A 24662-nucleotide genomic window follows, 5' to 3' on the forward strand; every position below is an offset into this window, starting at 1 on the left:
GCCGCTACGGGAACGGGTAAGCCCGAAACGGCCGAACGGGAACCCCCCGGCGACCGGCCGCCCCCCGGAACCTGCTCCGGGCGGCGACCCTCAGGGCTTGACCGTGACGTTGATTTTGAAGGAGCGGTCCACCAGGCCAGGCGACAGCGCCTTGGCCAGGAAGAACTCCACCTCGAAGGTGCCCGGGTTGCGGGGAGTGAAGAAGAACTCGCGGGTGCCGGCACCGTCCTCGGGCGCGGGCTCGAAGTTGGCTTCGCGCAGGCCCACGCGCTTGGCCACCGTGGGCTCAATGGCCCAGGTGAAGCCGGGATGCTCTGGCAGGCGCACGGTGAGGCCGTGGTTGAGGCGCACGTCCACGGACGCGGGAACCTCTCCCTCGATGTGCACCAACTCCATCTCGTCGCGGGACACGGCGCGCGCTTCGGACGGACGCGGCTCCACGTTCTCCGCGTGGATGCGACCACCCCAGCCGGACGTCTTGTCGACGACGCCCTGCACCTGGAGCGTGTGCCCCACGTGCTTGCGCAGGGCCTTGGTGGCGAACTTGCCCTCGATGATGAATGACACCTGCTGGCGCGTGCCGCCGTTGGACACGACGAGCACGAACTCCTCGCCCGTCATCTCCAGGTTGCCACGCACGCCCGCGAAGCCCTTGATGCCCGCGCCCATGCCGGCCGCCGTCACCATGGAGACCTCGCCGGGCGACAGGTAGCGCAGCCGCGCCTCCGTCTCCACCGGGGTGGCTTCCACCACCTCGGCGTCCGGCTTCTTCGCCGAGTACTTGCGCACGTCCACCACGCCAGCGTGGTTGGTCGTCTTGCGGATCAGGCCGCTGACGGAGACCTTGTGGTCCAGGTAGGCCGGGAGCACTTCCTGATCCGGGCCCTGGAGGAGGAAGGTCAGCTCGCGCTTGTCGCGCCCGACGACCACCAGATGCGGCATGTCGTTGGTGACCACCAGGCGGCCCTTGAGGCTGCCCTCGCCCGTGACGCCGCGGCCTTCGCCGGCCGTCAGCAGCTGCTCCATCTCACGCTTGGTGAGCGGCTCGCCCGGGGGCGGGAGCTTGGTGGCGCGAGGACGGGGCCTCTCCACCGGCGGGGCGGAGGGTACCGCGCTCGCCTTCCCCGTCTTGGCGCCCGCGGCGGACTTCGTCGCGGGAGGCGCCTTCGCCGGAGGTGCCTTCGCCGGAGGTGCCTTCGGGGCCTTCGCGGCCGGTGGCGCCGCCTTGGCGGCCGAGGCCGTCTTCCCAGCGGGCGCGGCCTTCTTCGCGGTGGCCTTCTCCTGCACGGCCTTCTTCACCGCGCTCTTGGCCCCCTTCGCTACGTCCGATGCCGCTTTCGCCAATTTCGTCGCCGCCTTCGCCGCCCGCTTGGAGGCGTTCTTGATCAGATCCAGCCGGGCAGCGGAGTTCTTCTTCGCAGCGGGCTTTGCGCCAGCCTTGCCAGCGGGAGTCGTCTTCTTGGCCCCGGACTTGGGCTTGGCCATCGACGCAGTCTCCTTGAGAGGTCCCGTGTCCTTTCAACGGGTTGGCGGACCTACCCAGAGGGCAGGCAAGCCTCGCGATCACCGTTGCTTGTAACGATGATCAGGTAGGCTGTCAAACTAACACTTGATTATCTCACGGACTTTGTTCGTGAACGCGTCGAAGCCACAGGTCCACGGCATGGCTATAAGCCGGGCATGAACGACTCCGCCACATTGCTGCCGGAAGAAGAAGCCCGGTCGCGGATCCTGGCCCTGTGCGCGCCCCTTCCCAGCGAATGGCTGCCCCTGGATGACGCCCTGGGACGCGTGCTCGCCGCAGACGTGACGGCGCAGCGGACGCTCCCTCCCTGGGACAACTCGGCCATGGACGGCTACGCGGTGCGCAGCGCGGACCTGGCGGGTCCCCTGCCCGTCCGGCTCGACGTCGGGGAGACCCTCTACGCGGGCGCGGCGGGCCACCAGGCGCTGGTCCCCGGGGTGTGCGCTCGCATCATGACGGGCGCTCCCCTCCCCGCGGGCGCGGACGCGGTGGTGATGCGGGAGCGGACGCGGCCCGTGGGCCAGGGCGGCGCGGATCAGGTCGACGTCCTCGAAGCGGTGGCTCCGGGACAGTTCGTGCGGCCCCGGGGGGAGGACGCTCGGGAGGGGCAGCTGCTGCTGGCATGCGGCACGCCGCTGGGCATCCCCGAGCTGGGCCTCCTCTGGGCCCAGGGCCGACAGACCGTGCCCGTGTCGCGCGCACCGCGGGTGGCCATCCTCTCCACTGGGGACGAGCTGTGCCACGCGGACGAGCCACCCAACGGTCGCATCGTGGACACCAATGCGCCGTCACTGGCGCTGGCGGTTCGCCGCGCGGGCGGCCTTCCCACGCGGCTGGGCATCGCTCGGGATACGCGCGACGCCGTGCTGGCCGCCCTCTCCCGGCTGGACGGGTTCGACGTGGTGCTCACCAGCGCGGGCGTGTCCGTGGGCGAGCGCGACTACGTGAAGGAAGTGCTGGCCGCCCTGGGCGTGGAACAGCACTTCTGGCGCGTCGCCATCAAGCCAGGAAAGCCGCTGGTGGTGGGCCGTCGTGGCGACACGCTCTTCTTCGGACTTCCGGGCAATCCCACGTCTTCCCTGGTGACGTTCGAGCTCTTCGTGCGCCCGGCTCTACGCAAGCTGCTGGGGCATGCGCAGGTGGGGCCCGGACGCGTGGCCGGGCGCCTGGAAGGCAAGCTGTCCAAGCCCTCCGGACTGGCGCATTTCGTCCGCGTCACGGCTGCCTGGCGAGAAGGCAACCTGTGGGCCCGTCCTCTGGCGACACAAACGTCCGGTGCCCTGCGTTCTGCCGCGGCGGCCACCCATCTGCTGCGCTTCCCCCGGGAAGCCAGCAGCTTGACGGATGGGGACGCGGTAGAACTGCTTCCGCTCTCATGGGTGGCCTGAGGAACGAAGGACGCCGTGGAGCATCCTTGTAGGGGCTCGTGTTCGAAAGTTCGAGCCCGCCTTGACTTGAGAACCTGAGGACTCCAAACAGGGGCCCGCATCTGGAGAGGACTCGACATGTCGGACACACGCTCACCTCAGGTCCTTCCGACCCGCAAGCCCACGCAGCACCTGGAGCGGTTTTCGGAGGCGGACATCCCCACCGAGCGCGGCTCGCTGCGAACCGTCGTGTTCCGGGACAAGCGCAACGGGCGGGAGCACGTCGCGCTCGTGGTGGGACAGGTTTCAGGACACGAGGGTGTGCCGGTGCGCATCCACTCCGAGTGCCTCACGAGCGAGGTCTTTGGCAGCCTGAAGTGCGACTGCCGCCAGCAACTGGACCGCTCGCTCGACTTCATCACCCAGGCGGGACAGGGCGTCGTGCTGTACCTGCGGCAGGAGGGGCGCGGCATCGGCCTGGGCAACAAGATCAAGGCCTACGCGCTGCAGTCCAAGGGACTGGACACCTACGAAGCCAACCGGCAGCTGGGGTTCGCGGACGACCTGCGCACCTATGACATCGCGGCGGAGATGCTGCGGAGCCTGGATGTGCGCTCGGTGGACCTGATGACCAACAACCCGCTGAAGATCGCGGGCATTGTCGAAGAAGGCATTCCCGTCCGGCGTCGAATCCCTTCCCGGACCGAGCACAATCCGCATAACGTCGACTACCTGAGGACGAAGCGCGAGCGTACGGGGCACCTGATTGAGCTCTTCGCCGAGGACGACGACACGGAAGCCAAAGCCGGCTGAGAAGCCCCCCGCGCGGCGGCGGAACACCGTCACGCGCAACCAGGCCCGCGTGCCCTTCGAGGTGCGCTTCTGGGGTGTGCGCGGCTCCATTCCTTCACCGGGCGCGCACACGAAGCGCTACGGCGGCAACACCCCCTGCGTGGAGGTCCGCTGCGGGGACGAGCTGCTCATCTTCGACCTGGGCACCGGCGCGCGCGCGCTGGGAAATGCGCTGGTGGCGAAGAAGAAGCCGGTGACGGGCTCCATCTTCATCTCGCACTACCACTACGACCACCTGCAGGGCCTGCCCTTCTTCGGGCCCATGTTCCTGCCCACGAGCGCCCTGACTGTCTACGGCCCGGCGCGGCATGGGCAGTCGGTGAAGCAGCTCCTCAGCGGGCAGATGGTGCCGCCGTACTTCCCGGTGACGGCGGACGGCGTGTTCCGGGCGCAGCTCACGTACACGGACCTGGCCGCAACGCAGACGCTGCGGCTGGGCCCGGCGACGGTGCGCACCATCGAGCTGAACCACCCGGGTGGCAACATGGGCTACCGCGTCGAGTGCCAGGGCCGCTCGGTGGTGTACGCCACCGACCTGGAGCATGGCAGCGACATGGACGCGGCCTTCTACGCGTTCGCCCAGGACGCGGACGTCCTCATCTACGACGCCATGTACACCGAGGACGAATACCACGGCCGCACCGGGCCGGCTCGCACCGGCTGGGGCCACTCCACCTGGCAGGCCGCGGTGCACGCGGCGGACAAGGCCGGGGTGAAGAAGCTGGTGCTCTTCCACCACGACCCGTCACGCGATGACGTGGGCATGGACCGGCTGGTGCGTCAGGTGCGCAAGCACCGCCCCGACGCCATCGCCGCTCGCGAGTCCCTGGTCATCAAGCTGTAGCGCGCTTCACCGTCTCCCGCAGGCCCCGGAAGGGCAACCGCTCCAGGGCCGTGGGGACGTCGACCCACTCGAAGGCGTCATGCTCGGCGCTCAGGCGCACGTCCGCGTCCGAAGTCACGTGGGCGGCGAAGCCGTTCTCCTCCACGAGTCGAGGTGGCAGCACCTCCCCCAGGGCGAAGGCGTGGCGGTAGTCCAGGTCCACCAGCGGCACGCGGAGGCCTGTCTCCTCCTCCAGCTCCCGCGCGGCGGCCCGCGCTGGCGCTTCACCCGCTTCGAGCCTCCCGGTGAGGACCTGCCAGAAGCCTCCCCGCTCAGGGCGGCGGCGCACGAGCAGCACCCGCGCTTCGGGGCCACGGCCCTTCACCACCGCGATGCTCACCGTCCTCATCGGCGGCGGCGCGTCCACGCGCTCGCTGTCGAACACGGTGCAGAAGCTGCTGGCGATGGCCTCTTCCACCTCCGCCATGGGAAGTGCGCGGCCCAGCTCCCGCTGCATGGACGTGACGCCCGCTTCGCGGATGCCACACGGGACGATGAGCTGGAAGTGGTCCAGGTTCGTGTTCACGTTGAGCGCGAAGCCGTGCGTGGTGAGCCAGCGCGACAGGTGGACGCCAATGGCGGCGATCTTCCGCGCGTCCGGAGCGCCCTCCTCGCCAATCCAGACACCGGGCCACTTGGGGATGGGGCCCGCGGTGATGCCCCACTGGGTCAGCACCTGCATGACGGAGCGCTCCACGTCGCGCACGTAGCGGCGCACGTCGTGCCGCCCCTCCGGCAGCAGGAAGATGGGGTAGCCCACCAGTTGGCCGGGGCCATGGTAGGTGACGTCGCCTCCACGGTTGGTCTCGAAGACCTCCGCGCCCTCCTTCGCCAGCCGCGCGTCGCTGGCGACGATGTTCTCGCGCTTCGCGGCCCGGCCGAGGGTGAGGATGGGCGGGTGCTCCAAGAGGAGCAGCGCGTCTCCACAGAGCCCCTGGCGGCGGGACTCGCTGAAGAGGTGCATCAGCGCGAGCCCGTCCTCGTACTCCACTCGGCCCAGCCGGTAGACGGTGATGGTGTTCATGACGTTCGCTTCCTTCGGGCCTTCCGCGCGGACGCGGGCTTCACGGTGGGCGACAGGCTCCACGCGCCCGTGGGCACCCGGTTGAGGAGGGCGTGCAGCTCATGGCCCGCGCGCGGCGAGCGGCTGGCCTCCAGGGCCAGCGCCATGAGCACGTCCTCGGAGACGGAGACCGCGGGCGCGCGCGAGGACAGGCGCTGGCGGGCAATCTCCACGAATTCAGCGTGGGTGGGCACCTGGAGCGGCAGGAGCACCTGCACGTGCTCCAGGAGGTCCGAGGGCACGGTGCCGCGCACGGCCTGAGCCAGCGCGGCGGTGGTGGGCACGGGAACACAGTGGGAAGCCCCGCGCAGGCTGAGGCCCCGAGCCTCCGTGCCCACGCCTCTCGCGCTCAGCACGACGACAGGCCGGCTGTCCTGGGCCAGGAAGGCTCGCAGGGCCGCGTGTGATGACGCATCCAGGCGGTCCACGTCCTCCACCAGCAGGGCGCGCGAGCGAGTCGTCGCGTCCAGGTCCGCGACGGGGGTGATGACGCCCACGCCCTCTCGCTGGAGCTGCTGGAACCAGACGCTCTTGCCGCTGCCTTCGGGCCCGACGACCAGCAGGGTCCGCGCCTGGGCCTCGAGCGACTGCGTCAGCAGCGCCTGCGTCGCGCCCTGCCCCACGAGCCCCATGCCGGGCACCACGGGCCGTTCCGGCCGCGACACTGTCGGAGGAGGAACCGGGGTGACGTCTCCCAGCAGGGCTTGCGAATCGAGCAGGCAGCTCTTGCAGATGAACGCGCCCGCGGGCCCCGCGACCAGGTCCCCCGTGTCCGTGCGCGGACGGCAACAGAAGGAGCACCACGCGTCGAGCGCCGCATCCGCGCGCGTGGGGCCGCGCTCGATGAGCCGGGCCTCTCTGCGACGCCGAGGCGGCGCATCCGTCTGGCTCGAGGCCGCCTCGGCGCCTTCGACCGCGCCCGCGACGCGCGCAAGCTGCGCTTCGAGCCGCTGCGAATCCTCCGCGACCGCCGTCTCGATGACCCAGGCCTGGGCGGCGTCGCCGGGCGCGTCGTCACCGGCGTGCAGGGCCGCCTCTCGCAGCGCGTCCTCGATGAGCCGCTGCCGGTGGCCGACGTCCGGAAGCAGCTCCGACTCCAGGGAACGCACCAGCCCGGACACAGACAAGTCCTCTTCGTCGTCTGTGTCCGTCCCCGACCGCGCGAGCACGGGCTCCGGCATCCACTTCAGCCGGTTCACCGCATCCGCGATGTCCGCGCGGCTGCCGTCCAGGCGCTGCGCATGACGAAGCAACTGCAACGCGCGGGACGGGTTGCCCGCTTGACGGTACAGCTCCGCCGCTCTCTGCAGACACTCCACCGCACGGGCCACGTCCCCCTGTGTCTCGGCGGACTGCGCGGCGCGGATCAGCTCGCGAGGGTTCTCGGCCATACGGAGAGAGCCTAACCGGCTCGAAGCCACCGCGCGCGGCCCTTGACGCGAACCCCAGCGTCAGGCGCTTCCCGGCCCGGCTCCAGGGCCACCACGCCCCTCACGTCAGGGGCGTGGACCTGCCACGGCGATCACCTCACGCCATGGCCAGGAACAACAGGTCCGGCTTCTCCAGGTACTTGATCATCTCATACGTGAAGTCCGCCGCCACCGAGCCGTCGATGACGCGGTGGTCGCACGACAGCGACAGGTTCATCATGTCGCGGACGACGACCTGGTCCCCCACCACCGCCGGGCGCTTCTTGAGGCGGTGCACGCCCAGGATGCCCACTTCGGGGTGGTTGATGATGGGCGTGGCGAACAGACCGCCGCTCTGCCCCAGCGAGCTGATGGTGAAGGTGCCACCCGTCAGCTCCTCCATCTTCAGCTTGCGGTCACGCGCGGCGGCGCCCAGGCGAGCCGTCTCACGCGCCAGGTCAGCCAGCGTCAGCCGGTCCGCGTTCTTCACCACCGCCACGGTGAGGCCGTCCGGCGTCGCCGCCGCCATGCCGATGTTGAACTCGCCGCGGACCACCAGCTCCTGCGCCGCCTCATCGAAGTTCGCGTTCAGGTGCGGGAACTTCTTCAGCGCCGCCACCGTCGCCTTGATGATGAACGGCAGGTAGTTGAGCTTGATGTTCTCACCGGCCGCCGCCAGCTGCGCGTTCAGCCGCGCGCGCAGGGCCACCAGCTCCGTGGCGTCCACTTCCTCGACAAAGGCGAAGTGCGGCGCCGTGAACTTCGACCGCACCATCTTCTCGGCGATCTTCTTGCGCAGGCCCCGAAGCGGAACGCGCTCGTCCGCCGCGCCCGAGCTGACCGCCGGAGCCGCGGGACGCGCCTTCTGCTCGGCCGGAGCCGCGACGACGTTCTTCTCGCCGCCCTCCAGCGCCGCCACCACGTCCGCCTTCGTCACGCGGCCCTGCGGCCCCGTGCCGGAGATCGCCGCCAGGTCCAGCCCGTGCTCGCGCGCCATCCGCCGCGTCACCGGCGTGGCCAGCACCTTGGACGCCGAGGCAGGCGCCCCACCGCCCTGGCCACCCGCCGCGGGCGCCGCGGCCACGGGCGCCGCGCTGGCCTCGGCATGGCCACCGGCCTGAGCCGGCGCGTCGCCCTCCACCTCCAGGGTGACGAGGAGCTGGTGCACCTTCGCCAGGTCGCCTTCATTGCCGTGCGTCTTCACGACACGGCCCGCCTTGGGAGCGGGGACGGTGACGGTGGCCTTGTCCGTCATCACCTCGGCGAGCACCTGGTCTTCCTTGACGGAATCCCCCGCCTTCACGTGCCACTTCACCAGCTCACCCTCCATCACGCCTTCACCAAGGTCGGGGAGCTTGAATTCGAAGATCGCCATGGAGTCGTCTTTCCGGGAAGCAGGGGTGTGGGGTCAAGCCATGAATCGGAGCGTCACCGCTCAGCCGAGCCGCTCGAGCCGCTCGCGCTCCATCAGGCCCTTCATGAAGAACTCAGCGGCTCGGTAGCTGGACCGCACCAGCGGACCGGAGGCCACGTAGAGGAAGCCGTAGGACTCGGCCAGCGTCTTGTACGCCTCGAACTGCGCGGGCGTCACGAAGCGCTCCACGCGCAGGTGGTACTGCGACGGCTGCAGGTACTGGCCCAGCGTCAGCACGTCCACGCCCACGTCGCGCAGGTCCTTGAACGTCTGCTCCAGCTCCGCGTCCGTCTCTCCCAGGCCCACCATGACGGACGTCTTGGTGTACAGGCCCTCGGGGCGGTGCTTGAGGTACTCCAGCACGCGCAGGGACTGGTGGTACTTCGCGCGCCTGTCACGCACCGTCGGCGTGAGGCGCTCCACCGTCTCCACGTTGTGCGCCACCACGTGGGGCCTGGCCTCCGCCACGGTGGCCAGGTCCTGCTCCACGCCCTTGAAGTCCGGGATGAGCACCTCGACGATGGTGCGCGGGCTCTCCCGGCGCAGCTCGCGGATGGCGGAGGCGAAGTGGCTGGCGCCGCCGTCCGGCCGGTCATCCCGGTTCACGGACGTGACGACGATGTACTCCAGGTCCATCTCCTTCACCGCCTGGGCCAGGTGGATGGGCTCCATCGGATCCAACGGCGGAGGCGCGCCGACCTTCACGTGGCAGAAGCGGCACGCGCGCGTGCACACCTCGCCCATCAGCATCACCGTGGCGGTGCCACCGCCCCAGCACTCGGCGATGTTCGGGCAGCGGGCCTCTTCGCACACCGTGGCCAGCTTCGTCCGCTTCACGATGGCCTTGACCCGCTCGTAGCCTTCTCCGTGCGGGAGCCGCACCTTCAGCCACTCCGGCTTGCGGGTGGTCTCAGTCACCTGGGGGAGAGGGAACCGGTCGGGAGTCGCCATGGATCGCGGGCCTTCTATGGGTTGGACGGAGGACGTTCAAGCGGAAGCCACTGACGCGAGGCGTCAGCATCCACCAGTCGTCCGCCAGTTGTCGCCTCTCTACTAATGCCCCCGGCGCCTGGGGACAGGCCAGCAGCCCCCGTGAGAGCGGCCAGTCAGGAGAGGGGCACCTCGCGCGGACGCGTGGGCCGGAAATACGAGGGGCCGTCCGCGGCACACCGGGACGGCCCCTGGGACTTCAAGCGAGGCGCCGCCGCCTTAGAAGTGGCGCGGGTGGCCCAGCGTGGCCTCGGCACCCTCGTGCACGATTTCCGAGAGCGTCGGGTGCGCGTGGATGGTGTTGGCCAGCTCCTCGGTGGTGATCTCCAGCTTCAGCGCGACGCACGCCTCGGCCAGCAGCTCCGTCGCGTGCGGCCCGATGAGGTGCACGCCGAGGACCTCGTCGTACTTCCGGTCCGACACGATCTTGATCATGCCGGTGGCCTCGTTGGAGATGGCGGCCTTCGTCACGGCGCCCATCGGCGCGATGCCCACCTTCACGTCGTAGCCCCGCTCCTTGGCCTTCTTCTCCGTCAGGCCCACCGAGGCGACCTCGGGGTAGCAGTACGTGGCCGACGGCGTCAGGTCGTAGTTGATGGGCTGCGGGTTCTTCCCGGCGATGTGCTCCACCGCCACCACGCACTCCGCGCTGGCCATGTGCGCCAGCATCGGCGTGGGGATGATGTCGCCCACGGCGTAGACGTTCGGCTCGGAGGTGCGCAGCATCGAGTCGACCTTGATGTAGCCGCGCTCGGCCTGGATGTTCGTCTTGTTCAGGCCCACGTCCTCGGTGACGGGCGAGCGGCCCACCGCCGACAGGAGGATCTCCGCCTCCAGCGTCTTGGTCTCGTTGCCCACCTTCATGGTGACGCGCACGCCGTCCGCCGTGTGCTCCACCTTCTCCACCGCGGAGCCGGTGTGCACGTCGATGCCGCGGCGCTTGAAGATCTTCTCCAGCTCCTTGGAGATGTCCGCGTCCTCGATGGGGAGCAGCGCGGGCAGGTACTCCACGATGGAGGTCTTGCTGCCCACGTGGTTGAATACGGAGGCGAACTCACAGCCCACCGCGCCAGCGCCCAGCACGATGATGCTCTTGGGGACGCGGTCGATCTGCAGGATGGAGTCGCTGTTCAGCACCCGCTTGTGGTCCACGGGGACGTTGGGCAGGGACTTGGGCACCGAGCCCGTGGCGATGATGATGTTCTTCGCCTCCAGGACCTGCTTGGAGCCGTCCTCGGCGGTGACCTCCACCTTGCCCTTGCCGGCGATGCGGCCGTGGCCCTTGACCACCGTCACCTTGTTCTTCTTCATCAAAAAGTCGATGCCGTTGGCACCCTTGGTGACAATCTTGTCCTTGTGCTTCATCGCGTTGGGCCAGTTGATGGCCGGGCTGCTCACATCAACGCCGAAGTCAGCCGCTTCGCGGACGTGGTGGAACAGCTCCGCGGTCCACAGCAGGGACTTGGTCGGGATGCAGCCGCGGTGGAGGCAGGTGCCACCCAGCCGCTTGTCCTTCTCGATGATGGCCGTCTTCAGGCCCAGCTGACCCGCGCGAATGGCGCCCACGTAGCCGCCGGGGCCCGAACCGATGATCACCACGTCGAACGTCTCAGCCACGCACGCCTCCGTAATTATTGCGGATGGAACCCGGTGGGGCTGATAACCCCCGGTCCCGGTTGGAATCAAGGAGTTTGCTCGTGCGCCGTTTCCCGCTCCGAACCCTCCTCTTGATGTTGGTGGCACTCATCGCCTTCGGACGCCTCTGGTGTGTGACGCACCAGGAGGAAGCGCCCGTTCCAAGGCCAGCGCGAATGGCCCAGGCGGGTGACGCCCCGGCTGGAGCCCCCGTTCCCTTCTCCACCCCTGAGTGCCGCACGCTGGAGCGGACCCTCGAAAGCGCCCTCCGCACGCCCCAGGACCCCCGGGTCCTGGCGGAGGCCCGCCAGCAGCTCGACGCATGCCGTCAGCCGCCCGTCCGCGCCTGCGCGCTGGGCGCGGCCCTGGACGCCCGCTCGCCCTTATCCGAAGGAGAAGCCACACCGCTGCGTGGCCTGCTGGCCAGCCTGTGTGAGCGCTGCCCGCCCGCCGCCAATTCGTGCGCCCAGGCCGTGGGACAGGCCCTGCTGAGCGCCGCGGTGGGTCCGCATTCCGACACCGCGAGCGCGAAGTGGAACCTGGAGCATGCGGGGGCGGGCCTGGGAGGGGCCTGTGCCTCGCTCGTCCAGTTGGGGCTCGCGCCCGCGGCCCAGTCGGGCCTCACAGTGCGGCCACCGGTGCTCGCGCTCACCGGAGCGCTGGCGCCTCGCTGCTCGCAGGCCGGACTCCTGGATGACGCGCTGCTGCGCGCCGCCGCCGCGAACCTCGTGGCGCCCACGCCCGCGCTGGTCGCCCTGGCCGCGGGCCCCACGCCTCCGGAGACGAGCGCCATGAAGCCGGACCAGATTGAAGGCACCGAGCCCGGCTTCCAGGCGTTCGACCGGGACGAGAACACAGGCGTCCCGGTAGGCCAGGCGCTCAAGAGCAAGCGCTGGGAGGCGGACGGCGCGCTGCGCGCGAGCTACGCGCCCACGTTAAAGCAGCTCGTGTCGGTGACGGTCCGCGCCACGGGACCGGGGACGGTGCGGGCCATCGTCCGGACGCCGCGGGGCGTGGGCTTGAAGGACCCGGAGAAGGACTTCGCCTTCGTCAACCCCACCGTGTGCCGCTTCAACGGCACGGGTCAGTGGGAGCAGTGCCCGCTCCAGGTGCCGCTGCGCGACGTGGACGCAGTGAGCGTCTTCCCCGAGCGCGCGGACACCGAGCTGATGGAGCTGGAGGTCCACGGCGCCCGTTGAAGGCGCCGCCGAGGTCAGGCGGCGATGAGGCCGCGCTCCTTGGCCAACGTGAAGAGCGGCGCGGCGTCCTTCTTCAGCACCGCGCTCACGTCCTTGACGATGGAGTCACCCGACTTCGCGACCGACAGGAAGTTGTCGAAGGTGCGCGTGAGGATGAGCACGCCGGAGATGATGACGCGCTGAAGGTTGTGCTGCAGGTCCGTGCCTTCGTAGATGAGCCACGCCTGCTCCACGCAGGTGCGGCGGGCATCCATGAGGAACTGATTGAGTACGGCGCGCTCGTTCGCGTCAGGCACCTTCGACTTCGAGCTCACCGACCCCACGTAGATGAGGTTCGTGTTGAGCCGCGTCGCCGCCTCCTGCATCTGCGCCAGCACCAGCGTCACGTCCTCCTTCGTCGGAGGATTCTCCCAGCGGGAGAAGATGACTCGGTCGATGATCTCCGCTTTGTAGGTCGGGCCGTTCACGATGCCTCCGGTGAGGCGAGCGCCTGACCGGCACCCGCCCGGCTTGCCACGCTGCCGTGCGGTCGGATCTGTAGCAGGAACACTCCATTCGTTGAAGTGCGCGACACTTGAACCGGCCTTCATTTCGCCCGGCCCCGTGGCCCTACCCTGCAGCGGAAACGGACAAATCCAACCGCACCGACACCGATACTCAGGGAAAACACGTATACACCTGCGTCATCTCCAGGATTCGCCGGATTCTGTCGTGAAGCGGACGTGTGTGGTGGATCAGCGAGAAGCGCGCCGGGCGAGCACCGCCTTCACATCGTCGAGCGAGAGGCCCAGCGGCCGGACGGCGACGAGCACGTGGTAGAGCACGTCCGCCGCTTCCTCCGCGGCGCGTGAGGCATCCGCGTCCGCGCATGCCGTCACCAGCTCCGCGGCCTCCTCGCCCAGCTTCTTCAAGCGCAGGTTGCGGTCCTCCAGCAGGCGGCGCGTGTAGCTCGGGGGCGCATCATCGGGCCGGTCCACGGGTGCGGCGCGCCGGGCGAGCGTGTCATCCAGCGCGCTCAGCGCATCCCAGCGGCCAGGGCCGAAGCAGGTCTCCGTCCCCGTGTGACATGCGGGGCCCGCCTTCTCCACGCGCGCGAGCACCGCGTCACCGTCACAGTCGGCGCGGAGCGCCACCACGCGCTGGACGTTTCCACTGGTGGCGCCCTTGTGCCACAGGCCGCGCGTGCGCGAGCGGTAGTGCATCTCTCCCGTGGCCAGCGTGCGCGCCAGGGCTTCCCGGTCGGCATGCGCCACCATCAACACGTCACCCGTGCCCGCGTCCTGCGTGACGACCGTCACCAGTCCGTTGCCCTTCGCGAAGTCGAGCGCATCCAGGTCGAGCATCAACGTGCCTCCACGGCGCCAAGCCGTTCCCGCACCCCGCGCGCCATGGCCGCGTTGGTGGCGATACCGTTTCCGCCGAACGCGGTCCGCCGGCCCGTCCAGTCGGTGAACACACCGCCCGCTTCCTCGATGATGGGCTGCAAGGCCGCGCCATCCCAGGGGGACAGCAGCTCATCCACCATGACCTCCGCGCGCCCGGTGGCCACCAGCAGGTAGCCGTAACAATCCCCCCAGGTGCGCTCCACGGCCGCGTCCCGCGCGAGCGCGCGCCAGGCCGCCCCGCGCTCCGGGTACACCGGGAAGCGCGCATCCGTGGACAGCATTACCGACTGGGACAGCTCCGCCTGCGTGGACACGGCCGCGCGCCGGTCGTTCCAGAAGCAGCCCTGTCCTGGCGCCGCCACCAGCAACTCACTCACCGCGGGGAAGTACGCGGCCCCCACGAGGATGCGCTCGCCTTCCGCCAGCGCCACCAGCGTGCCCCACAGCGGGACGCCGCGGATGAACGTCTTCGTCCCGTCGATGGGGTCCAGAATCCACCGGCGCTTCGCGCCCGGACGCGTCTCGCCGAACTCCTCGCCCAGGATGCCGTCCTGGGGGAAGCGCGCCTCCAGCCACTCGCGCGCACGGGACTCCGCCGTGCGGTCCGCCACCGTCACCGGAGAGCCGTCCGACTTCGTGTCCACCGCGAGGCCACCGCGGAAGAAGCCCAACGCCACGTCACCCGCGAGCCGCGCCACCTCGGCGGCGGCCTGCATCAGCGTTCCCGAGTCCGTCATGCCACGCTCCGAATGTGAAGGCCGCCCTCGCGGAGCAGCGCCTTGATGGCCCCCACCGTGGTGAGGCCGTCGTGCAGGATGCCCGCGACCAGGGCCGCGTCAGCGCCGCCCTCCTGGAACGCCTCCCGGACGTGCGCCGCGCTGCCCGCGCCGCCCGAGGCGATGACGGGCACAGCCACCGCCTCCGACACGGCCCGCGTCAGCGCCAGGTCATAGCCCGTCCGCGCGCCATCCCGGTCGATGCTGGTGAGGAGCACTTCCCCGGCCCCTCGCGCCACGCACTCGCGCGCCCAGGCCACCGCGTCCAGGTCCGTGGGCTTCCTGCCGCCATGGGTGTAGACGCGCCAGCGGTCGCCGTCCCGCTTCGCGTCGATGCTGGCCACCACGCACTGGGCGCCGAAGCGCTCCGCGCAGGCGGTGAGCAGCGCCGGGTTGGCCACCGCCGCGGAGTTGATGCTCACCTTGTCCGCGCCCGCCCGCAGCGCCCGGCCCACGTCCTCCACCGTGCGAACCCCGCCGCCGACCGCCAGGGGGATGAAGAGCTGCTCGGCGGTGCGCCGCACCAACTCCCACAACGTGCCGCGCTCCTCGGCGCTGGCGGAGATGTCGAGGAACGTCACCTCATCCGCGCCCTCCGCCTCGTAGCGCCGGGCCAGCTCCACCGGGTCGCCCACGTCGCGGAGTCCCTCGAACTGGACGCCCTTCACCACGCGTCCGCCCTTCACGTCCAGACAGACGACGAGCCGTCGCGTGAGCATCACTTCACCTCCAGGGACACGGCGCCCTTCATGCTGAACACCGTTCCCGAATCCACCATGGCATCCCGCAGCGCCAGCCCCAGCGCCTTGAAGGCCGCCTCCGTCGCGTGGTGGCTGTCCTTTCCGCGCAGCACGCGCAGGTGCAGCGTCACCCGGGCGTGCTCGCTGAACGAACGCATCCAGTGCTCGTAGAGCCGGTTCTTCAGCGGGCCCTGGTAATAGAAGCGTCCCCCCGCATCCAGGCAGGCCTGCACCAGCGCGTCGTCCATGGGAATGGTGCGCTCGGCGAAGCGCGCGGCCGTGGCCGGAATCACCTGCTGCACCGCCGTGCCCAGGGTGATGGCCACGTCCTCCATCACATGGTGCGTGAGGTCCCCCCGCGCATGCAGCGTGAGGTCCAGCCCCGCGTAGCGCGCGAAGGTGGCCAGCATGTGGTCGAAGAACTTCAGCCCCGTGTCCACGTCCGTGACGCCCTTGCCCGGCGACAACGCCACCCGGACCTGCGTCTCCTTCGTCTCTCGAACGACAGTGGTCATCCCGCGAACTCCTGAGCGACTGCGCTCGCATCCAGCCTTCCGGTGTACAGCGCCATGCCAATGACGGCCCCGTAGGCGCCCGCCGCCGCCAGGGCCCTCAGGTCCTCCATCGTCGTCACGCCACCCGACGCGTACAGGCGGTGTCGGCTGGTGCTCGCCACCTCCCGCATCAGCGGCAGGTCCACGCCCGACAGCTGCCCCTCCTTGTGGACCGCCGTCACGAGCAGGCCCCCCAGCGGCAAGGGCTCGAAGGACGCCAGCACCTCGCGGATGTCGCGGTGGCTCCCCGCCGTCCAGCCTCGCGTCACCACCTCGCGCCCCTTCACGTCCGCGGCGACGACGACCCGGCCGGGGAAGCGGTTCGCGATGTCCGCCAGCCAGGCGGCGTCTTCAATGGCGCGAGTCCCCACCACCACGAACTCGGCGCCTCCCGCCAGGACGGCCTCCACCCGGTCGGAGTCGCGCACGCCGCCGCCCACCGAGAAGGTGAGCCCGCGCTCGTAGGCCGTCAGTTGGAAGATGGCGTCCGAGTTGGAGCCCTTGCCCAGCGCCGCGTCCAGGTCCACGACATGGAACGCGCGGAAGCCGTGGCTGCGCCATTGCCTCAGCGCCTCCAGCGGGTCCTCCACCCGGACCTTCTCCTCCGCGTAGGAGCCGCCCACGAGCTGGACGCACGCGCCCTCGCGCAGGTCGATGGCGGGAATCGCAATCACGACGCCACCTCCCGCAGGAACGTTTGCACGAAGCGCACGCCCGCCGTGGAGGACTTCTCCGGGTGGAACTGCACGCCCACCACCCTCCCCCTGCGCACCGCCGCCGGGAAGCGGTCCTGCTCGTGCGTCGTCCACCCCGTCACCACCGAAGCATCCGCGGCGCGGCAGACGAAGCTGTGCGCGTAGTACACGGTGTCCAGCCGCGCTCCCGCCAGCGTGCGTTCGTCCTCCACCTGATTCCACCCAATCTCTGGCACCCGCTTCGTTGCCAGTCGCGTCACCCGGCCCGCGAAGTAGCCCAGGCCGGCGCCCTCGCCTTCGTCACTGCCTTCGAAGAGCAACTGCATGCCCAGGCAGATGCCCAGGCACGGCAGGCCCTGCTCCAGTGCCGCGCGCATGGCTTCACGCCCCGGCTCGAGCCGCGCCACCGCCGCCCCGAAGGCGCCCACACCCGGCAGCACCAGGACGTCGGTGTCCAGCGCGCGCAAGGGGTCCTCCTGTACGCGCACCTCCGCGCCCGGCACCGTGGCCAGGGCCTTGGCCAGCGAGTGGAGATTGCCCGCGCCGTAGTCGAACAAGGTGACTCTCATCGCAACGCCTCCCGCAGCGCCGCCAGCGCTGTCTCCATCAAGGGCCAGGGCCCCACACCGACGCGGAGCGCGTCGCCCACGCCCGTCAGCGACTGGAACGCCCGCACATTCACGTCCCGCTCCCGCATCCGCTCCGCCACCGCCAGCGCGCCCGGAAGCGGCACCATCAGGAAGTTGGCCTCCGATGGCAGCGGCGACAGGCCCAGCGACACCAGCTCGCCACGCAGCCGCTCGCGACAGGCGACGGCCTCCTCCGCACGGGCTCGCACCCAGTCCGCGTCATCGTTCAGCACCGAGACGGCCACCGCCTCCGCGACGCTGGTGAGCTTGTAGGGTCCGCGAGCCTTCTCCACCTCCGACACCAGCTCGGGCGAGCCGGCGCCCCACCCCACCCGCAGCCCCGCCAGCCCGAAGGCCTTGGAGAAGGTGCGCGTCACCAGCACGTTCGACCGCCGTCGCGCCAGGCCGAGGAAGTCCTTCCCCGGCGCGAAGTCCGCATAGGCTTCATCAATGATGACGATGCCGGGCGCGTCCTCGGCGATACGCTCCACCGCCGCCCGCGACAGCGCGGTGCCTGTGGGGTTGTTGGGCGAGCACAGGTAGATGACCTTCGCCCCCGTGGCGAGCAGCGCGTCCGCATCCACGTCGAAGTCCGGCTTCAGCGGAACGGGCACGGCCTTGAGCCCATTCACCTTGGCGAACAGCGGCACCATGACGAAGGTCGGGTCCTGGAAGGCCAGTGTGTCCCCGGGCTCCAGGAAGGCGCGCAGCGCCGAGTCGATGACGTCATCCGAGCCGCAGCCCGTCGTTATCTCGTCGGGCGCCGCGCCAATGGACGCCGCCAGCGCCCGGCGCAGCTCCGGCGCATAGCCCTGGGGATAGCGCGGTACGCCGGACACGGTGGAGGCAAGCACCCGCTCCACGGCAGGAGGAACACCGAAGAGGTTGGTGTTGTCACTCAGGTCCACCCGGCACGGCCGCTTTGAAGGCGCGTACAGCGGAATGTCCCGATACGAAGCCCGCCTGGGAATCATGGCCGCCCCCAGGCGCGCGCGGCGTCCGCGTGCGCGAAGAGGCCTTCACTGTCAGCCAGCCGCCCCACGTCCTCCGCCAGGGCCGCCGCCGCCGCCGGCGTGACGCGCTGGTACGTGGTCCACCGGTAGAAGTCGAGCAGGTTGAGTCCCGAGTACGCCCGCGCCAACCCCGCCGTGGGCAACACGTGGTTGGAGCCCGTCATGTAATCGCCGTAGGCCACCGACGAACGCTCTCCCAGGAAGACGGTGCCCGCGTTGCGCACCCGTCCCAGGTCCTCCTGCGCCGTCGCCGTGGCGATGAGCAGGTGCTCCGGCGCGAAGTCCGCCACGAAGGGCCAGGCTTCCTCCAGGGACGCCACCGTCAGCACCGCGCCGCGCGAGCCCAGGGCCGAGGTGACAATCTCCCACCGCTTCGCGCGCTCGGCCTGTCGCTCCACCTCCGCGGCGATGGCGTCCGCCAGCGCGTCGCCCAGCGCCAGCGTGACGCAGGCCGCCTCCGGATCATGCTCTGCCTGGGCCAACATCTCTCGCGCCACCGCGGCCGGGTTCGCCGTGTCGTCGGCCACGACCAGGATTTCACTGGGGCCCGCGGGCGCTTCAATCGCCACCGCGCCCACCACCTGCAGCTTGGCCTCGGCCACGTAGGCATTGCCCGGCCCCACGATGCGGTCCACGCGCGGTACGCTCTCCGTGCCATGGGCCATGGCCGCCACCGCCCCCGCGCCGCCCAGCGAGAAGACGCGGTCCGCGCCCGCCAGGGACGCCGCAGCCAGCACGCTGGGGTGCGGCAAGCCATCAGGCCCCGGCGGCGAGCACACGATGACCTCGCCCACGCCCGCCACCTTCGCGGGCACCACGCCCATCAGGACGCTGCTGGGGTACACCGCGCGGCCTCCCGGGGCATACACCCCCACGCGGCCCAGCGGATCCGGCCGCCGGCCCACGAGCACGCCGGGCTCCGTTTCAACCTCCACCAGCCGCGGCCTCTGCGGCGCGTGCGCCAGGGCAATGTTGCGAGCCGCCCGAGCCAGCGCGTCCCTGACCGATGGCTCCAATCCGGCGAGCGCCGCGGCACAGACGTCTCGTGGAACCTCCAGCGCCGTCAGCTCCACGCGGTCGAGCTGCCGCGCGAGTTCAAAGAGCGCCTGGTCTCCTTCCGCGCGCACGCGGGCGATGAGCTCCCGCACGCGCAGCGCGACGCGGGCATCGGAGCCACTCGCCCGGTCCAGCAGGCGCCGGAAGTCCTCCCGGGCCAGAGAGGACAAAGGACCGCGGTACCTCAGGGTCGACGAAGCAAGGGCGGCCATCACGCCATCAACCTTTCGATGCGGGTGACGAGGATGCCCTCGCAGCCCAGGGCCTTCAGCGCGTTGATGGTGCGGTAGATGGTCTTCGCCGGCACCACCGCGTGCACGGCCACGAAGTCGCCGCCGTCCAGCACGTCCACCACGGTGGGGCCGTTGAGGCCCGGGAGGACCTCGCGCACCCGGACGAGCGAGTCCCTTGGCACGTTGGCCATCAGGTAGCGCTTGCCGCGCGCCGCCAGCACCGAGCCCAGCGCCTGCTTCAGCTCGTCCAGCTTCCGCTGCGCGTCCACCGGGTTGCCCTTGCACGCCACCAGCCGCGCGCTGGACTCCAGCACCGTGGCCACCTCGCGCAGGCCATTCATCTTCAGCGTGGAGCCGGTGGACGTCAGGTCCACGACGATGTCCGCGATGCCCAGGTGGGGCGCGATCTCCGCCGCGCCCGACACCGGCACCACCGCCACCCGCTGCCCGCGCCGGGCGAAGTACTCCTGCGTCAACCGGGGGAAGCAGGACGCGACCCGCATGCCCTCCTTCACGTCCTCCGGCGAGGCGAAGCCGCCCTCCTCCCGCGCCGCCACCACCAGGCGGCACCTGCCGAACTCCAGGTCCATCAGCAGGTCCAGCTCGCGTCCGGACTCGCACACCAGGTCCCAACCGGTGACGCCCGCGTGCGCGGCGCCATCCGCCACGAACTCCGGGATGTCCTGGGCGCGGACGAAGATGGCCTCGAACTCTCCGCCCAGGGACGCGGTGAGCGCGCGCTCACCCCGGGCCCGCACCTCCAGGCCCGCGTCATTGAACAACTCCCGTACTTCGTCCGAGAGGCGGCCTTTGTTGGGCAGAGCAATCTTCAGCAGCATGGGGAACCTTCAAGACTGCGAGGAGACAACGACGCGGAAACGAAAAAAGGCCCGTCCTGGGGGGACGGGCCTTCGGTCGCTGCGGCAGGTGCCGTGGTGGGTGCGTCTAGCGTCTCACCCAGGCATGCGCATGGCGAACGGTCCCGTCGGGGCCGAGCCGATGATGCGCATGGTGATGGTGAAGGGACGCGAAGAGCATCGCCGTATGAGTAACGACAAACCGCCGCGCCGTCAACCGGGCCCGGAATAGAGCCCGCGCGACGCTTGCAAACACCCTCGCGGGCGAGCAGGAAGCGCCCATGCGAGTCGCGGACGTCATCATCGTGGGTGGGGGCATCATGGGCTGCGGCATCGCGCTGCGGCTGCGGCAGGCCGGCGTTCGCGTCGTCGTGCTGGAGCGCTCCATTCCAGGCGCGGAGGCCTCCAGCGCGGCGGCGGGGATGCTCGCGCCCCAGATGGAGTCCGACGGTCCGGGCCCCTTCCTGGAGCTGTGCCTCCGCAGCCGCGGCCTCTACCCCGCCTTCGCCGCCGAGCTGCGCGAGCTGTCCGGCGTGGACGTGGCCTACCGGCCCTGCGGCATCCTCAAGGTCGCCTTCAACGAGGCCAGCCTGCCCCCCCTGGACGCCACGGTGGCATGGCAGCGCGGCATGGGCCTGCGGGCCGAGCTGCTCGACGGCGCCGCGGCCCGCGAGCTGGAGCCGCGCCTCTCCGCGAAGGCCGTGGGCGCCGCGCACTTCCCGGACGACCATCAGCTGGACAACCGGCTCCTGGTGCGCGCCCTGACGATGGCCGCCGCCCGGGTGGGCGCGCAGTTCCGCGGCGGCTACGTGCGCGGCGTGGTGCGGGAAGGTGGCCGCGCGGTGGGCGTGGACCTGGACGGCGAGCTGCTGCGCGCCGACGCGGTGGTGCTGGCCGCGGGCTCCTGGTCCGCCCTGGTCCACGGCGCTGGTGTGGACGCCCGAGCGGTGCGGCCCGCGCGCGGGCAGATGGTTCAATTCCAGACACGCCTGCCCCTGCTGGAGCGTGTCGTCACGTCCGAGAAGGGCTACCTGGTGCCGCGCGCGGACGGCCGGGTCATCGCGGGCAGCACCATGGAGCTGGTGGGCTTCGACAAGCAGGTGACCGCGGCGGGGCTGGCGCGCATCCTCGACATGGCCCTGGAGCTGTGCCCGGAGCTGGGCTCGGCGCCCGTGACGGAGACGTGGGCGGGCTTCCGTCCGTGGACCGAGGACCAGCGGCCCTTCCTGGGCGAAGGCCCCGTCCCCGGGCTCTTCCTGGCCACGGGCCACTTCCGCAACGGCATCCTCCTGGCCCCCATCACCGCGAAGCTCGTCGCACAGGCCGTGCTGGGCGAGCGGCCCGCGGTGGACCTGGCGCCCTTCCGGTACGACCGCGCGCCCACCCAACCCCGCACCTGAGCCCCCGGCGTCAAGGGGCGGAGGGCGGACGGGGCGCTGTGACTGCCTGTCCCACCTCCCGACAGGGGCCGTCCCCTCGCCAGGCCGCCCGTTCGCTCAGCCGTGGAGCCTGATCCGATGGTAAATTCCCGTAGTCGTTGGCCAATGAAACCCGGAAACCTCTAGAATCGCTCGCCGTGGAAGCCATCCCCCCTGCCCCACCCCGAATCCTCATCGTCGACGATGACGACTCCGTACGCGACGTCATCTCCGTCCTGCTGCGTGAGGAAGGCTACAACTGCGTCGTCGCCAACGGGGCCGAGATGGCCCTGGACCTGGCGGGCGAGGAGGAGACTCCGCTCGTCATCAGCGACATGAAGATGCCGGGCAAGGACGGCCTCTGGCTCCTGGAGAACCTCCGCGAACGGCTCCCCGACACCTCGGTCATCATGCTCACGGGCTACGGTGACACCGAGTCCGCCGTGGACTGCCTGCGCCGTGGCGCGGTGGACTACCTGCTCAAGCCCCCCAAGCTCACGGACCTCATCCGGGCCATTGAACGGGCGCTGGCCAAGCGCCGCATCGAGATGGCGCGCAAGCGCTACCAGAAGAAGCTGGAGCGCAAGGTCCGGGACAGGACGGCGGAGCTGCGCAGCGCCCTGCGCGACATCGCCAACACGTACCAGAACACGCTGCTGGCCCTGGTGGCCGCCCTGGACGCGCGCGAGCACGAGACGAGCGACCACTCCCAGCGCGTGGTCAGCTACACGTCCGCCATCGCGCAGCGCATGGGCATCCAGGGCAAGGAGATGGAGGAGATTGGACGCGGCGCGCTGCTGCACGACATCGGGAAGATTGGCGTGCCGGACGCGGTGCTGCTCAAGCCCGGCAAGCTCACGCCGGACGAGTGGCTGGAGATGCGCAAGCACCCGGACATCGGCTTCCAGATGATCCAGGCCATTCCGTTCCTGGACACGCCCGCCTCCATCGTCCTGTCGCACCAGGAGCGCTGGGACGGCGCCGGCTATCCGCGCAACCTCCAGCGGCACGAAATCCACATTGGCGCGCGCATCTTCGCCGTGGCGGACACGCTGGACGCGATGACGAGCGACCGGCCGTACCGCAAGGGGACGACGTTCACCAACGCCATCCAGGAGATCAAGCGCTGCGCCAACACGCAGTTCGATCCGGAGGTCGTCCGGGCGTTCCTCGACATTGGCGAGGAGGGGCTGATCCGCATCAAGCAGGAGATGGCGCTCAAGAAGCTCCAGCTCCCGCAGGCCGAGCAGGACGCCCATGACGCCGAGGCGGAGCTGGCCCGGCTCACGGACCTGGACGACGACGTGGACGCCGCCGTTCCCGGCCACCCCGCCAGCGACGATGACGCGCCCAAGTCGGGCGTCGTTCGTTCGGCGGCTGGCAACAAGGGGTGAGCCTGGCTGGATGAGATGACCGCTCCCGCCCTCCAGCCTCCGCCTTCCGTGCTGGCGCCGCCCCTGCTGGATGCGCAGGGGCGGCGGATGACGTACCTGCGGCTGAGCATCACCGACCGGTGCAACTTCCGGTGCGGCTACTGCTCGCCCGCCTCGTGGGGCGGCAAGCGGGACCTGCTGGGCCCCGAGGAGCTGGAGCGCATCACCTCCGTCTTCGCTCGCATGGGCATCCGCCGCGTGCGGCTCACCGGCGGCGAGCCGTTGATCCGCCCGGACATCCTGGACATCGCCCGGCGCATCGCCGCGGTGCCCGGCATCCAGCACCTGGCCATCACCAGCAATGCCAGCCACCTGGAGCGGCTCGCCCTCCCCCTGCGCGAGGCGGGCGTCACCCAGCTCAACCTGAGCCTGGACACCCTCCTGGCGGAGACGTTCCGCCGCATCTCCAAGCAGGGGGATTTCGACGCGGTGCTGCGAGGCCTGGACGCGGCGGCGGGCGCCGGCTACGCGTCTCTCAAGCTCAACGTCGTCGTCATGCGCGGCGTGAATGACGCGGAAGCCCCCGCCCTGGTCGCCTATGCGCACGCGCGCGGCGTCACGCCCCGCTTCATCGAGCTGATGCCTTTTGGCCAGGGCACGCCGGTGCCCACCGCGGAGCTGGTGGAGCGGCTCCAGGCCTCGGGCCTGCCGCTGGAGCCCGAGCCCGATGACACGGGCGACGCCGCCGGACCGGCCCGTTACTGGCGCGCGCCCGGGGGCCGCGTGGGCTTCATCTCCCCGCTCACCCAGAACTTCTGCGGCAGCTGCAACCGCGTGCGCGTGGCGTCCAATGGCGACCTGCGCAGCTGCCTGGGCGGCCGGGCGCAGGCGCCGCTGCACCAGCTCATCCGCGGCGGCGCCAGCGACGTGGAGCTGGCCGTGGCCATCCGCCGGGCGCTGGGCGACAAGCCGGAGGGCCACCGCTTCACCGAGCCCGGCAACGGCGCCACGCTGCTGTCCATGATGGGCATCGGCGGCTGAAAAGACGACGGGCGGGCCCGCGCCTTCGCGCCTGGCCCGCCCGAGTGTTCCTGGCCCGTGTCCGCTGGGCCCGAAGCGGCGCGCTACTTCACCAGTCGGATGTTGACCGGGTACTTGTAGAGCTGGCCCTCGTTCGCCTTCAGGCCCGCGATGATGGCGAAGACGATGGCCACGATGCCGACGATGGGCAGCAGGACGGCGCCAATGCCGATGCACACGGTGATGGCGCTGACGAAGGCCGCGATGAACACCGTGATCTGGAAGTTCAGCGACTCCACGGCGTGAGCGCGGACGAAGGAGGACTCCTTGCCCTTCGTCAGCATCAACACCAGCGGCACGGCGAAGCCCAGGCCCACGAAGTTGGCCAGGATGGTGCCCATGTGAGCGAGCAGGCCCATCGTCTTCTCATCCTGGGTCGGCATCGGCGTGCCACTGATGAACGAACCCATTTGCTCCTGCGGCGGAGTCTCCATTGAAAATCCCCTCCAAAGATGTCTCGGGCGCGCACACCGCGCCCATTGGGGTTCACCATGACACGCACCCGCGCTGATTGTC

24 protein-coding genes are annotated in these 24662 nt (G+C 70.3%); 7 read left to right on the plus strand and 17 right to left on the minus strand.

Going from position 1 to position 24662, the window contains the following annotated elements; all coding sequences use genetic code 11:
* Positions 1-90 precede the first annotated feature (90 nt).
* Positions 91-1485: a protease inhibitor I42 family protein gene (locus tag KGD87_RS10240; protein ID WP_284667275.1), complete on the minus strand. Its 1395-nt coding sequence runs from the start codon at positions 1483-1485 to the stop codon at positions 91-93.
* A gap of 195 nt (positions 1486-1680) precedes the next feature.
* Between KGD87_RS10240 and KGD87_RS10245 the strand changes: the two genes are divergently transcribed.
* The 3 genes from KGD87_RS10245 (at position 1681) to KGD87_RS10255 (ending at position 4588) form a co-directional block, all read left to right on the plus strand.
* Positions 1681-2913: a molybdopterin molybdotransferase MoeA gene (locus tag KGD87_RS10245; protein ID WP_284667276.1), complete on the plus strand. Its 1233-nt coding sequence runs from the start codon at positions 1681-1683 to the stop codon at positions 2911-2913.
* 117 nt (positions 2914-3030) lie between these two features.
* Positions 3031-3705: a GTP cyclohydrolase II gene (ribA, locus tag KGD87_RS10250; protein ID WP_284667277.1), complete on the plus strand. Its 675-nt coding sequence runs from the start codon at positions 3031-3033 to the stop codon at positions 3703-3705.
* 49 nt (positions 3706-3754) lie between these two features.
* Positions 3755-4588, plus strand: a complete 834-nt coding sequence (locus tag KGD87_RS10255; RefSeq protein WP_284667278.1) for an MBL fold metallo-hydrolase — start codon at positions 3755-3757, stop codon at positions 4586-4588.
* Here KGD87_RS10255 and lipB read toward each other — a convergent pair.
* The 5 genes from lipB to lpdA all read right to left on the minus strand — a co-directional run bounded on the left by lipB (position 4578) and on the right by lpdA (position 11120).
* Positions 4578-5651, minus strand: a complete 1074-nt coding sequence (gene lipB, locus KGD87_RS10260) for a lipoyl(octanoyl) transferase LipB (protein ID WP_284667279.1) — start codon at positions 5649-5651, stop codon at positions 4578-4580. The two genes, KGD87_RS10255 and lipB, sit on opposite strands and share 11 nt — an antisense overlap.
* The gene (locus tag KGD87_RS10265; protein ID WP_284667280.1) at positions 5648-7081 is read right to left on the minus strand and encodes a ClpX C4-type zinc finger protein; all 1434 of its coding nucleotides are present in this window, start codon (positions 7079-7081) and stop codon (positions 5648-5650) included. The genes lipB and KGD87_RS10265 overlap by 4 nt, the downstream gene beginning before the upstream one ends.
* 136 nt (positions 7082-7217) lie before the next feature.
* A complete protein-coding gene (locus KGD87_RS10270; RefSeq protein WP_284667281.1) occupies positions 7218-8474 on the minus strand; it encodes a dihydrolipoamide acetyltransferase family protein in 1257 nt (418 codons plus the stop codon).
* 60 nt (positions 8475-8534) lie between these two features.
* Positions 8535-9464, minus strand: coding sequence for a lipoyl synthase (gene lipA / locus KGD87_RS10275; protein WP_163777008.1), 930 nt, complete (start codon positions 9462-9464; stop codon positions 8535-8537).
* 258 nt (positions 9465-9722) lie between these two features.
* Complete coding sequence (gene lpdA / locus KGD87_RS10280) at positions 9723-11120, minus strand: dihydrolipoyl dehydrogenase (RefSeq protein WP_163777006.1); 1398 nt, start codon at positions 11118-11120, stop codon at positions 9723-9725.
* A gap of 80 nt (positions 11121-11200) precedes the next feature.
* On the opposite strand from lpdA, the gene KGD87_RS10285 reads away from it, so the two are divergent.
* A complete protein-coding gene (locus KGD87_RS10285; protein ID WP_284667282.1) occupies positions 11201-12337 on the plus strand; it encodes a hypothetical protein in 1137 nt (378 codons plus the stop codon).
* Between the two features lie 14 nt (positions 12338-12351).
* On the opposite strand, the gene KGD87_RS10290 is transcribed toward KGD87_RS10285, so the two are convergent.
* The 10 genes from KGD87_RS10290 to hisG all read right to left on the minus strand — a co-directional run bounded on the left by KGD87_RS10290 (position 12352) and on the right by hisG (position 20257).
* Positions 12352-12804 carry a DofB protein gene (locus KGD87_RS10290; RefSeq protein WP_163777003.1) on the minus strand — a complete coding sequence of 151 codons (453 nt, stop codon included), beginning with the start codon at positions 12802-12804 and terminating at the stop codon, positions 12352-12354.
* Between the two features lie 267 nt (positions 12805-13071).
* The gene (gene hisIE / locus KGD87_RS10295; RefSeq protein ID WP_284667283.1) at positions 13072-13680 is read right to left on the minus strand and encodes a bifunctional phosphoribosyl-AMP cyclohydrolase/phosphoribosyl-ATP diphosphatase HisIE; all 609 of its coding nucleotides are present in this window, start codon (positions 13678-13680) and stop codon (positions 13072-13074) included.
* Positions 13680-14459 (minus strand): histidinol-phosphatase, encoded by a 780-nt coding sequence (hisN, locus tag KGD87_RS10300; protein WP_284667284.1) that lies wholly within the window; start codon positions 14457-14459, stop codon positions 13680-13682. The genes hisIE and hisN overlap by 1 nt, the downstream gene beginning before the upstream one ends.
* Entirely contained in the window at positions 14456-15217 is a 762-nt protein-coding gene (gene hisF / locus KGD87_RS10305) for an imidazole glycerol phosphate synthase subunit HisF (protein WP_163776997.1), read from the minus strand. The genes hisN and hisF overlap by 4 nt, the downstream gene beginning before the upstream one ends.
* On the minus strand, positions 15217-15753 hold the full coding sequence (locus KGD87_RS10310; protein ID WP_284667285.1) for an imidazoleglycerol-phosphate dehydratase: 537 nt from the start codon (positions 15751-15753) through the stop codon (positions 15217-15219). Before KGD87_RS10310 ends, hisF begins: the two co-directional genes overlap by 1 nt.
* On the minus strand, positions 15750-16466 hold the full coding sequence (locus KGD87_RS10315; protein ID WP_163776994.1) for a 1-(5-phosphoribosyl)-5-[(5-phosphoribosylamino)methylideneamino]imidazole-4-carboxamide isomerase: 717 nt from the start codon (positions 16464-16466) through the stop codon (positions 15750-15752). Before KGD87_RS10315 ends, KGD87_RS10310 begins: the two co-directional genes overlap by 4 nt.
* Positions 16463-17056, minus strand: coding sequence for an imidazole glycerol phosphate synthase subunit HisH (hisH, locus tag KGD87_RS10320; protein WP_284667286.1), 594 nt, complete (start codon positions 17054-17056; stop codon positions 16463-16465). The genes KGD87_RS10315 and hisH overlap by 4 nt, the downstream gene beginning before the upstream one ends.
* Positions 17053-18090, minus strand: a complete 1038-nt coding sequence (locus KGD87_RS10325) for a pyridoxal phosphate-dependent aminotransferase (RefSeq protein WP_284667287.1) — start codon at positions 18088-18090, stop codon at positions 17053-17055. The genes hisH and KGD87_RS10325 overlap by 4 nt, the downstream gene beginning before the upstream one ends.
* Entirely contained in the window at positions 18087-19397 is a 1311-nt protein-coding gene (gene hisD, locus KGD87_RS10330) for a histidinol dehydrogenase (protein ID WP_284667288.1), read from the minus strand. Before hisD ends, KGD87_RS10325 begins: the two co-directional genes overlap by 4 nt.
* The gene (gene hisG / locus KGD87_RS10335) at positions 19397-20257 is read right to left on the minus strand and encodes an ATP phosphoribosyltransferase (RefSeq protein ID WP_284667289.1); all 861 of its coding nucleotides are present in this window, start codon (positions 20255-20257) and stop codon (positions 19397-19399) included. The genes hisD and hisG overlap by 1 nt, the downstream gene beginning before the upstream one ends.
* Before the next feature lie 299 nt (positions 20258-20556).
* On the opposite strand from hisG, the gene thiO reads away from it, so the two are divergent.
* The 3 genes from thiO to moaA all read left to right on the plus strand — a co-directional run bounded on the left by thiO (position 20557) and on the right by moaA (position 24107).
* Entirely contained in the window at positions 20557-21675 is a 1119-nt protein-coding gene (gene thiO / locus KGD87_RS10340) for a glycine oxidase ThiO (protein WP_284667290.1), read from the plus strand.
* Positions 21676-21851: 176 nt separating this feature from the next.
* Positions 21852-23087: an HD-GYP domain-containing protein gene (locus KGD87_RS10345; RefSeq protein ID WP_284667291.1), complete on the plus strand. Its 1236-nt coding sequence runs from the start codon at positions 21852-21854 to the stop codon at positions 23085-23087.
* Positions 23088-23102: 15 nt separating this feature from the next.
* Positions 23103-24107: a GTP 3',8-cyclase MoaA gene (gene moaA, locus KGD87_RS10350; RefSeq protein WP_284667292.1), complete on the plus strand. Its 1005-nt coding sequence runs from the start codon at positions 23103-23105 to the stop codon at positions 24105-24107.
* Between the two features lie 83 nt (positions 24108-24190).
* Here moaA and KGD87_RS10355 read toward each other — a convergent pair whose 3' ends face one another.
* Positions 24191-24580 carry a DUF4870 domain-containing protein gene (locus KGD87_RS10355; RefSeq protein ID WP_020478852.1) on the minus strand — a complete coding sequence of 130 codons (390 nt, stop codon included), beginning with the start codon at positions 24578-24580 and terminating at the stop codon, positions 24191-24193.
* Positions 24581-24662: the final 82 nt, after the last annotated feature.

It is taken from the genome of Myxococcus sp. SDU36, from assembly GCF_030168875.1.
GTDB classification, from domain to species: domain Bacteria; phylum Myxococcota; class Myxococcia; order Myxococcales; family Myxococcaceae; genus Myxococcus; species Myxococcus vastator.

Excerpts from the sequence above, each read along its gene's own strand:
- KGD87_RS10240 (WP_284667275.1), bottom strand. The coding sequence starts at position 1,485 with ATGGCCAAGCCCAAGTCCGGGGCCAAGAAGACGACTCCCGCTGGCAAG.
- KGD87_RS10245 (WP_284667276.1), top strand. The coding sequence starts at position 1,681 with ATGAACGACTCCGCCACATTGCTGCCGGAAGAAGAAGCCCGGTCGCGG.
- ribA (WP_284667277.1), top strand. The coding sequence starts at position 3,031 with ATGTCGGACACACGCTCACCTCAGGTCCTTCCGACCCGCAAGCCCACG.
- lipB (WP_284667279.1), bottom strand. The coding sequence starts at position 5,651 with ATGAACACCATCACCGTCTACCGGCTGGGCCGAGTGGAGTACGAGGAC.
- KGD87_RS10265 (WP_284667280.1), bottom strand. The coding sequence starts at position 7,081 with ATGGCCGAGAACCCTCGCGAGCTGATCCGCGCCGCGCAGTCCGCCGAG.
- KGD87_RS10270 (WP_284667281.1), bottom strand. The coding sequence starts at position 8,474 with ATGGCGATCTTCGAATTCAAGCTCCCCGACCTTGGTGAAGGCGTGATG.
- lipA (WP_163777008.1), bottom strand. The coding sequence starts at position 9,464 with ATGGCGACTCCCGACCGGTTCCCTCTCCCCCAGGTGACTGAGACCACC.
- hisIE (WP_284667283.1), bottom strand. The coding sequence starts at position 13,680 with ATGCTCGACCTGGATGCGCTCGACTTCGCGAAGGGCAACGGACTGGTG.
- hisN (WP_284667284.1), bottom strand. The coding sequence starts at position 14,459 with ATGACGGACTCGGGAACGCTGATGCAGGCCGCCGCCGAGGTGGCGCGG.
- hisF (WP_163776997.1), bottom strand. The coding sequence starts at position 15,217 with ATGCTCACGCGACGGCTCGTCGTCTGTCTGGACGTGAAGGGCGGACGC.
- KGD87_RS10310 (WP_284667285.1), bottom strand. The coding sequence starts at position 15,753 with ATGACCACTGTCGTTCGAGAGACGAAGGAGACGCAGGTCCGGGTGGCG.
- hisH (WP_284667286.1), bottom strand. The coding sequence starts at position 17,056 with ATGAGAGTCACCTTGTTCGACTACGGCGCGGGCAATCTCCACTCGCTG.
- KGD87_RS10325 (WP_284667287.1), bottom strand. The coding sequence starts at position 18,090 with ATGATTCCCAGGCGGGCTTCGTATCGGGACATTCCGCTGTACGCGCCT.
- hisD (WP_284667288.1), bottom strand. The coding sequence starts at position 19,397 with ATGGCCGCCCTTGCTTCGTCGACCCTGAGGTACCGCGGTCCTTTGTCC.
- hisG (WP_284667289.1), bottom strand. The coding sequence starts at position 20,257 with ATGCTGCTGAAGATTGCTCTGCCCAACAAAGGCCGCCTCTCGGACGAA.
- thiO (WP_284667290.1), top strand. The coding sequence starts at position 20,557 with ATGCGAGTCGCGGACGTCATCATCGTGGGTGGGGGCATCATGGGCTGC.
- moaA (WP_284667292.1), top strand. The coding sequence starts at position 23,103 with ATGACCGCTCCCGCCCTCCAGCCTCCGCCTTCCGTGCTGGCGCCGCCC.
- KGD87_RS10355 (WP_020478852.1), bottom strand. The coding sequence starts at position 24,580 with ATGGAGACTCCGCCGCAGGAGCAAATGGGTTCGTTCATCAGTGGCACG.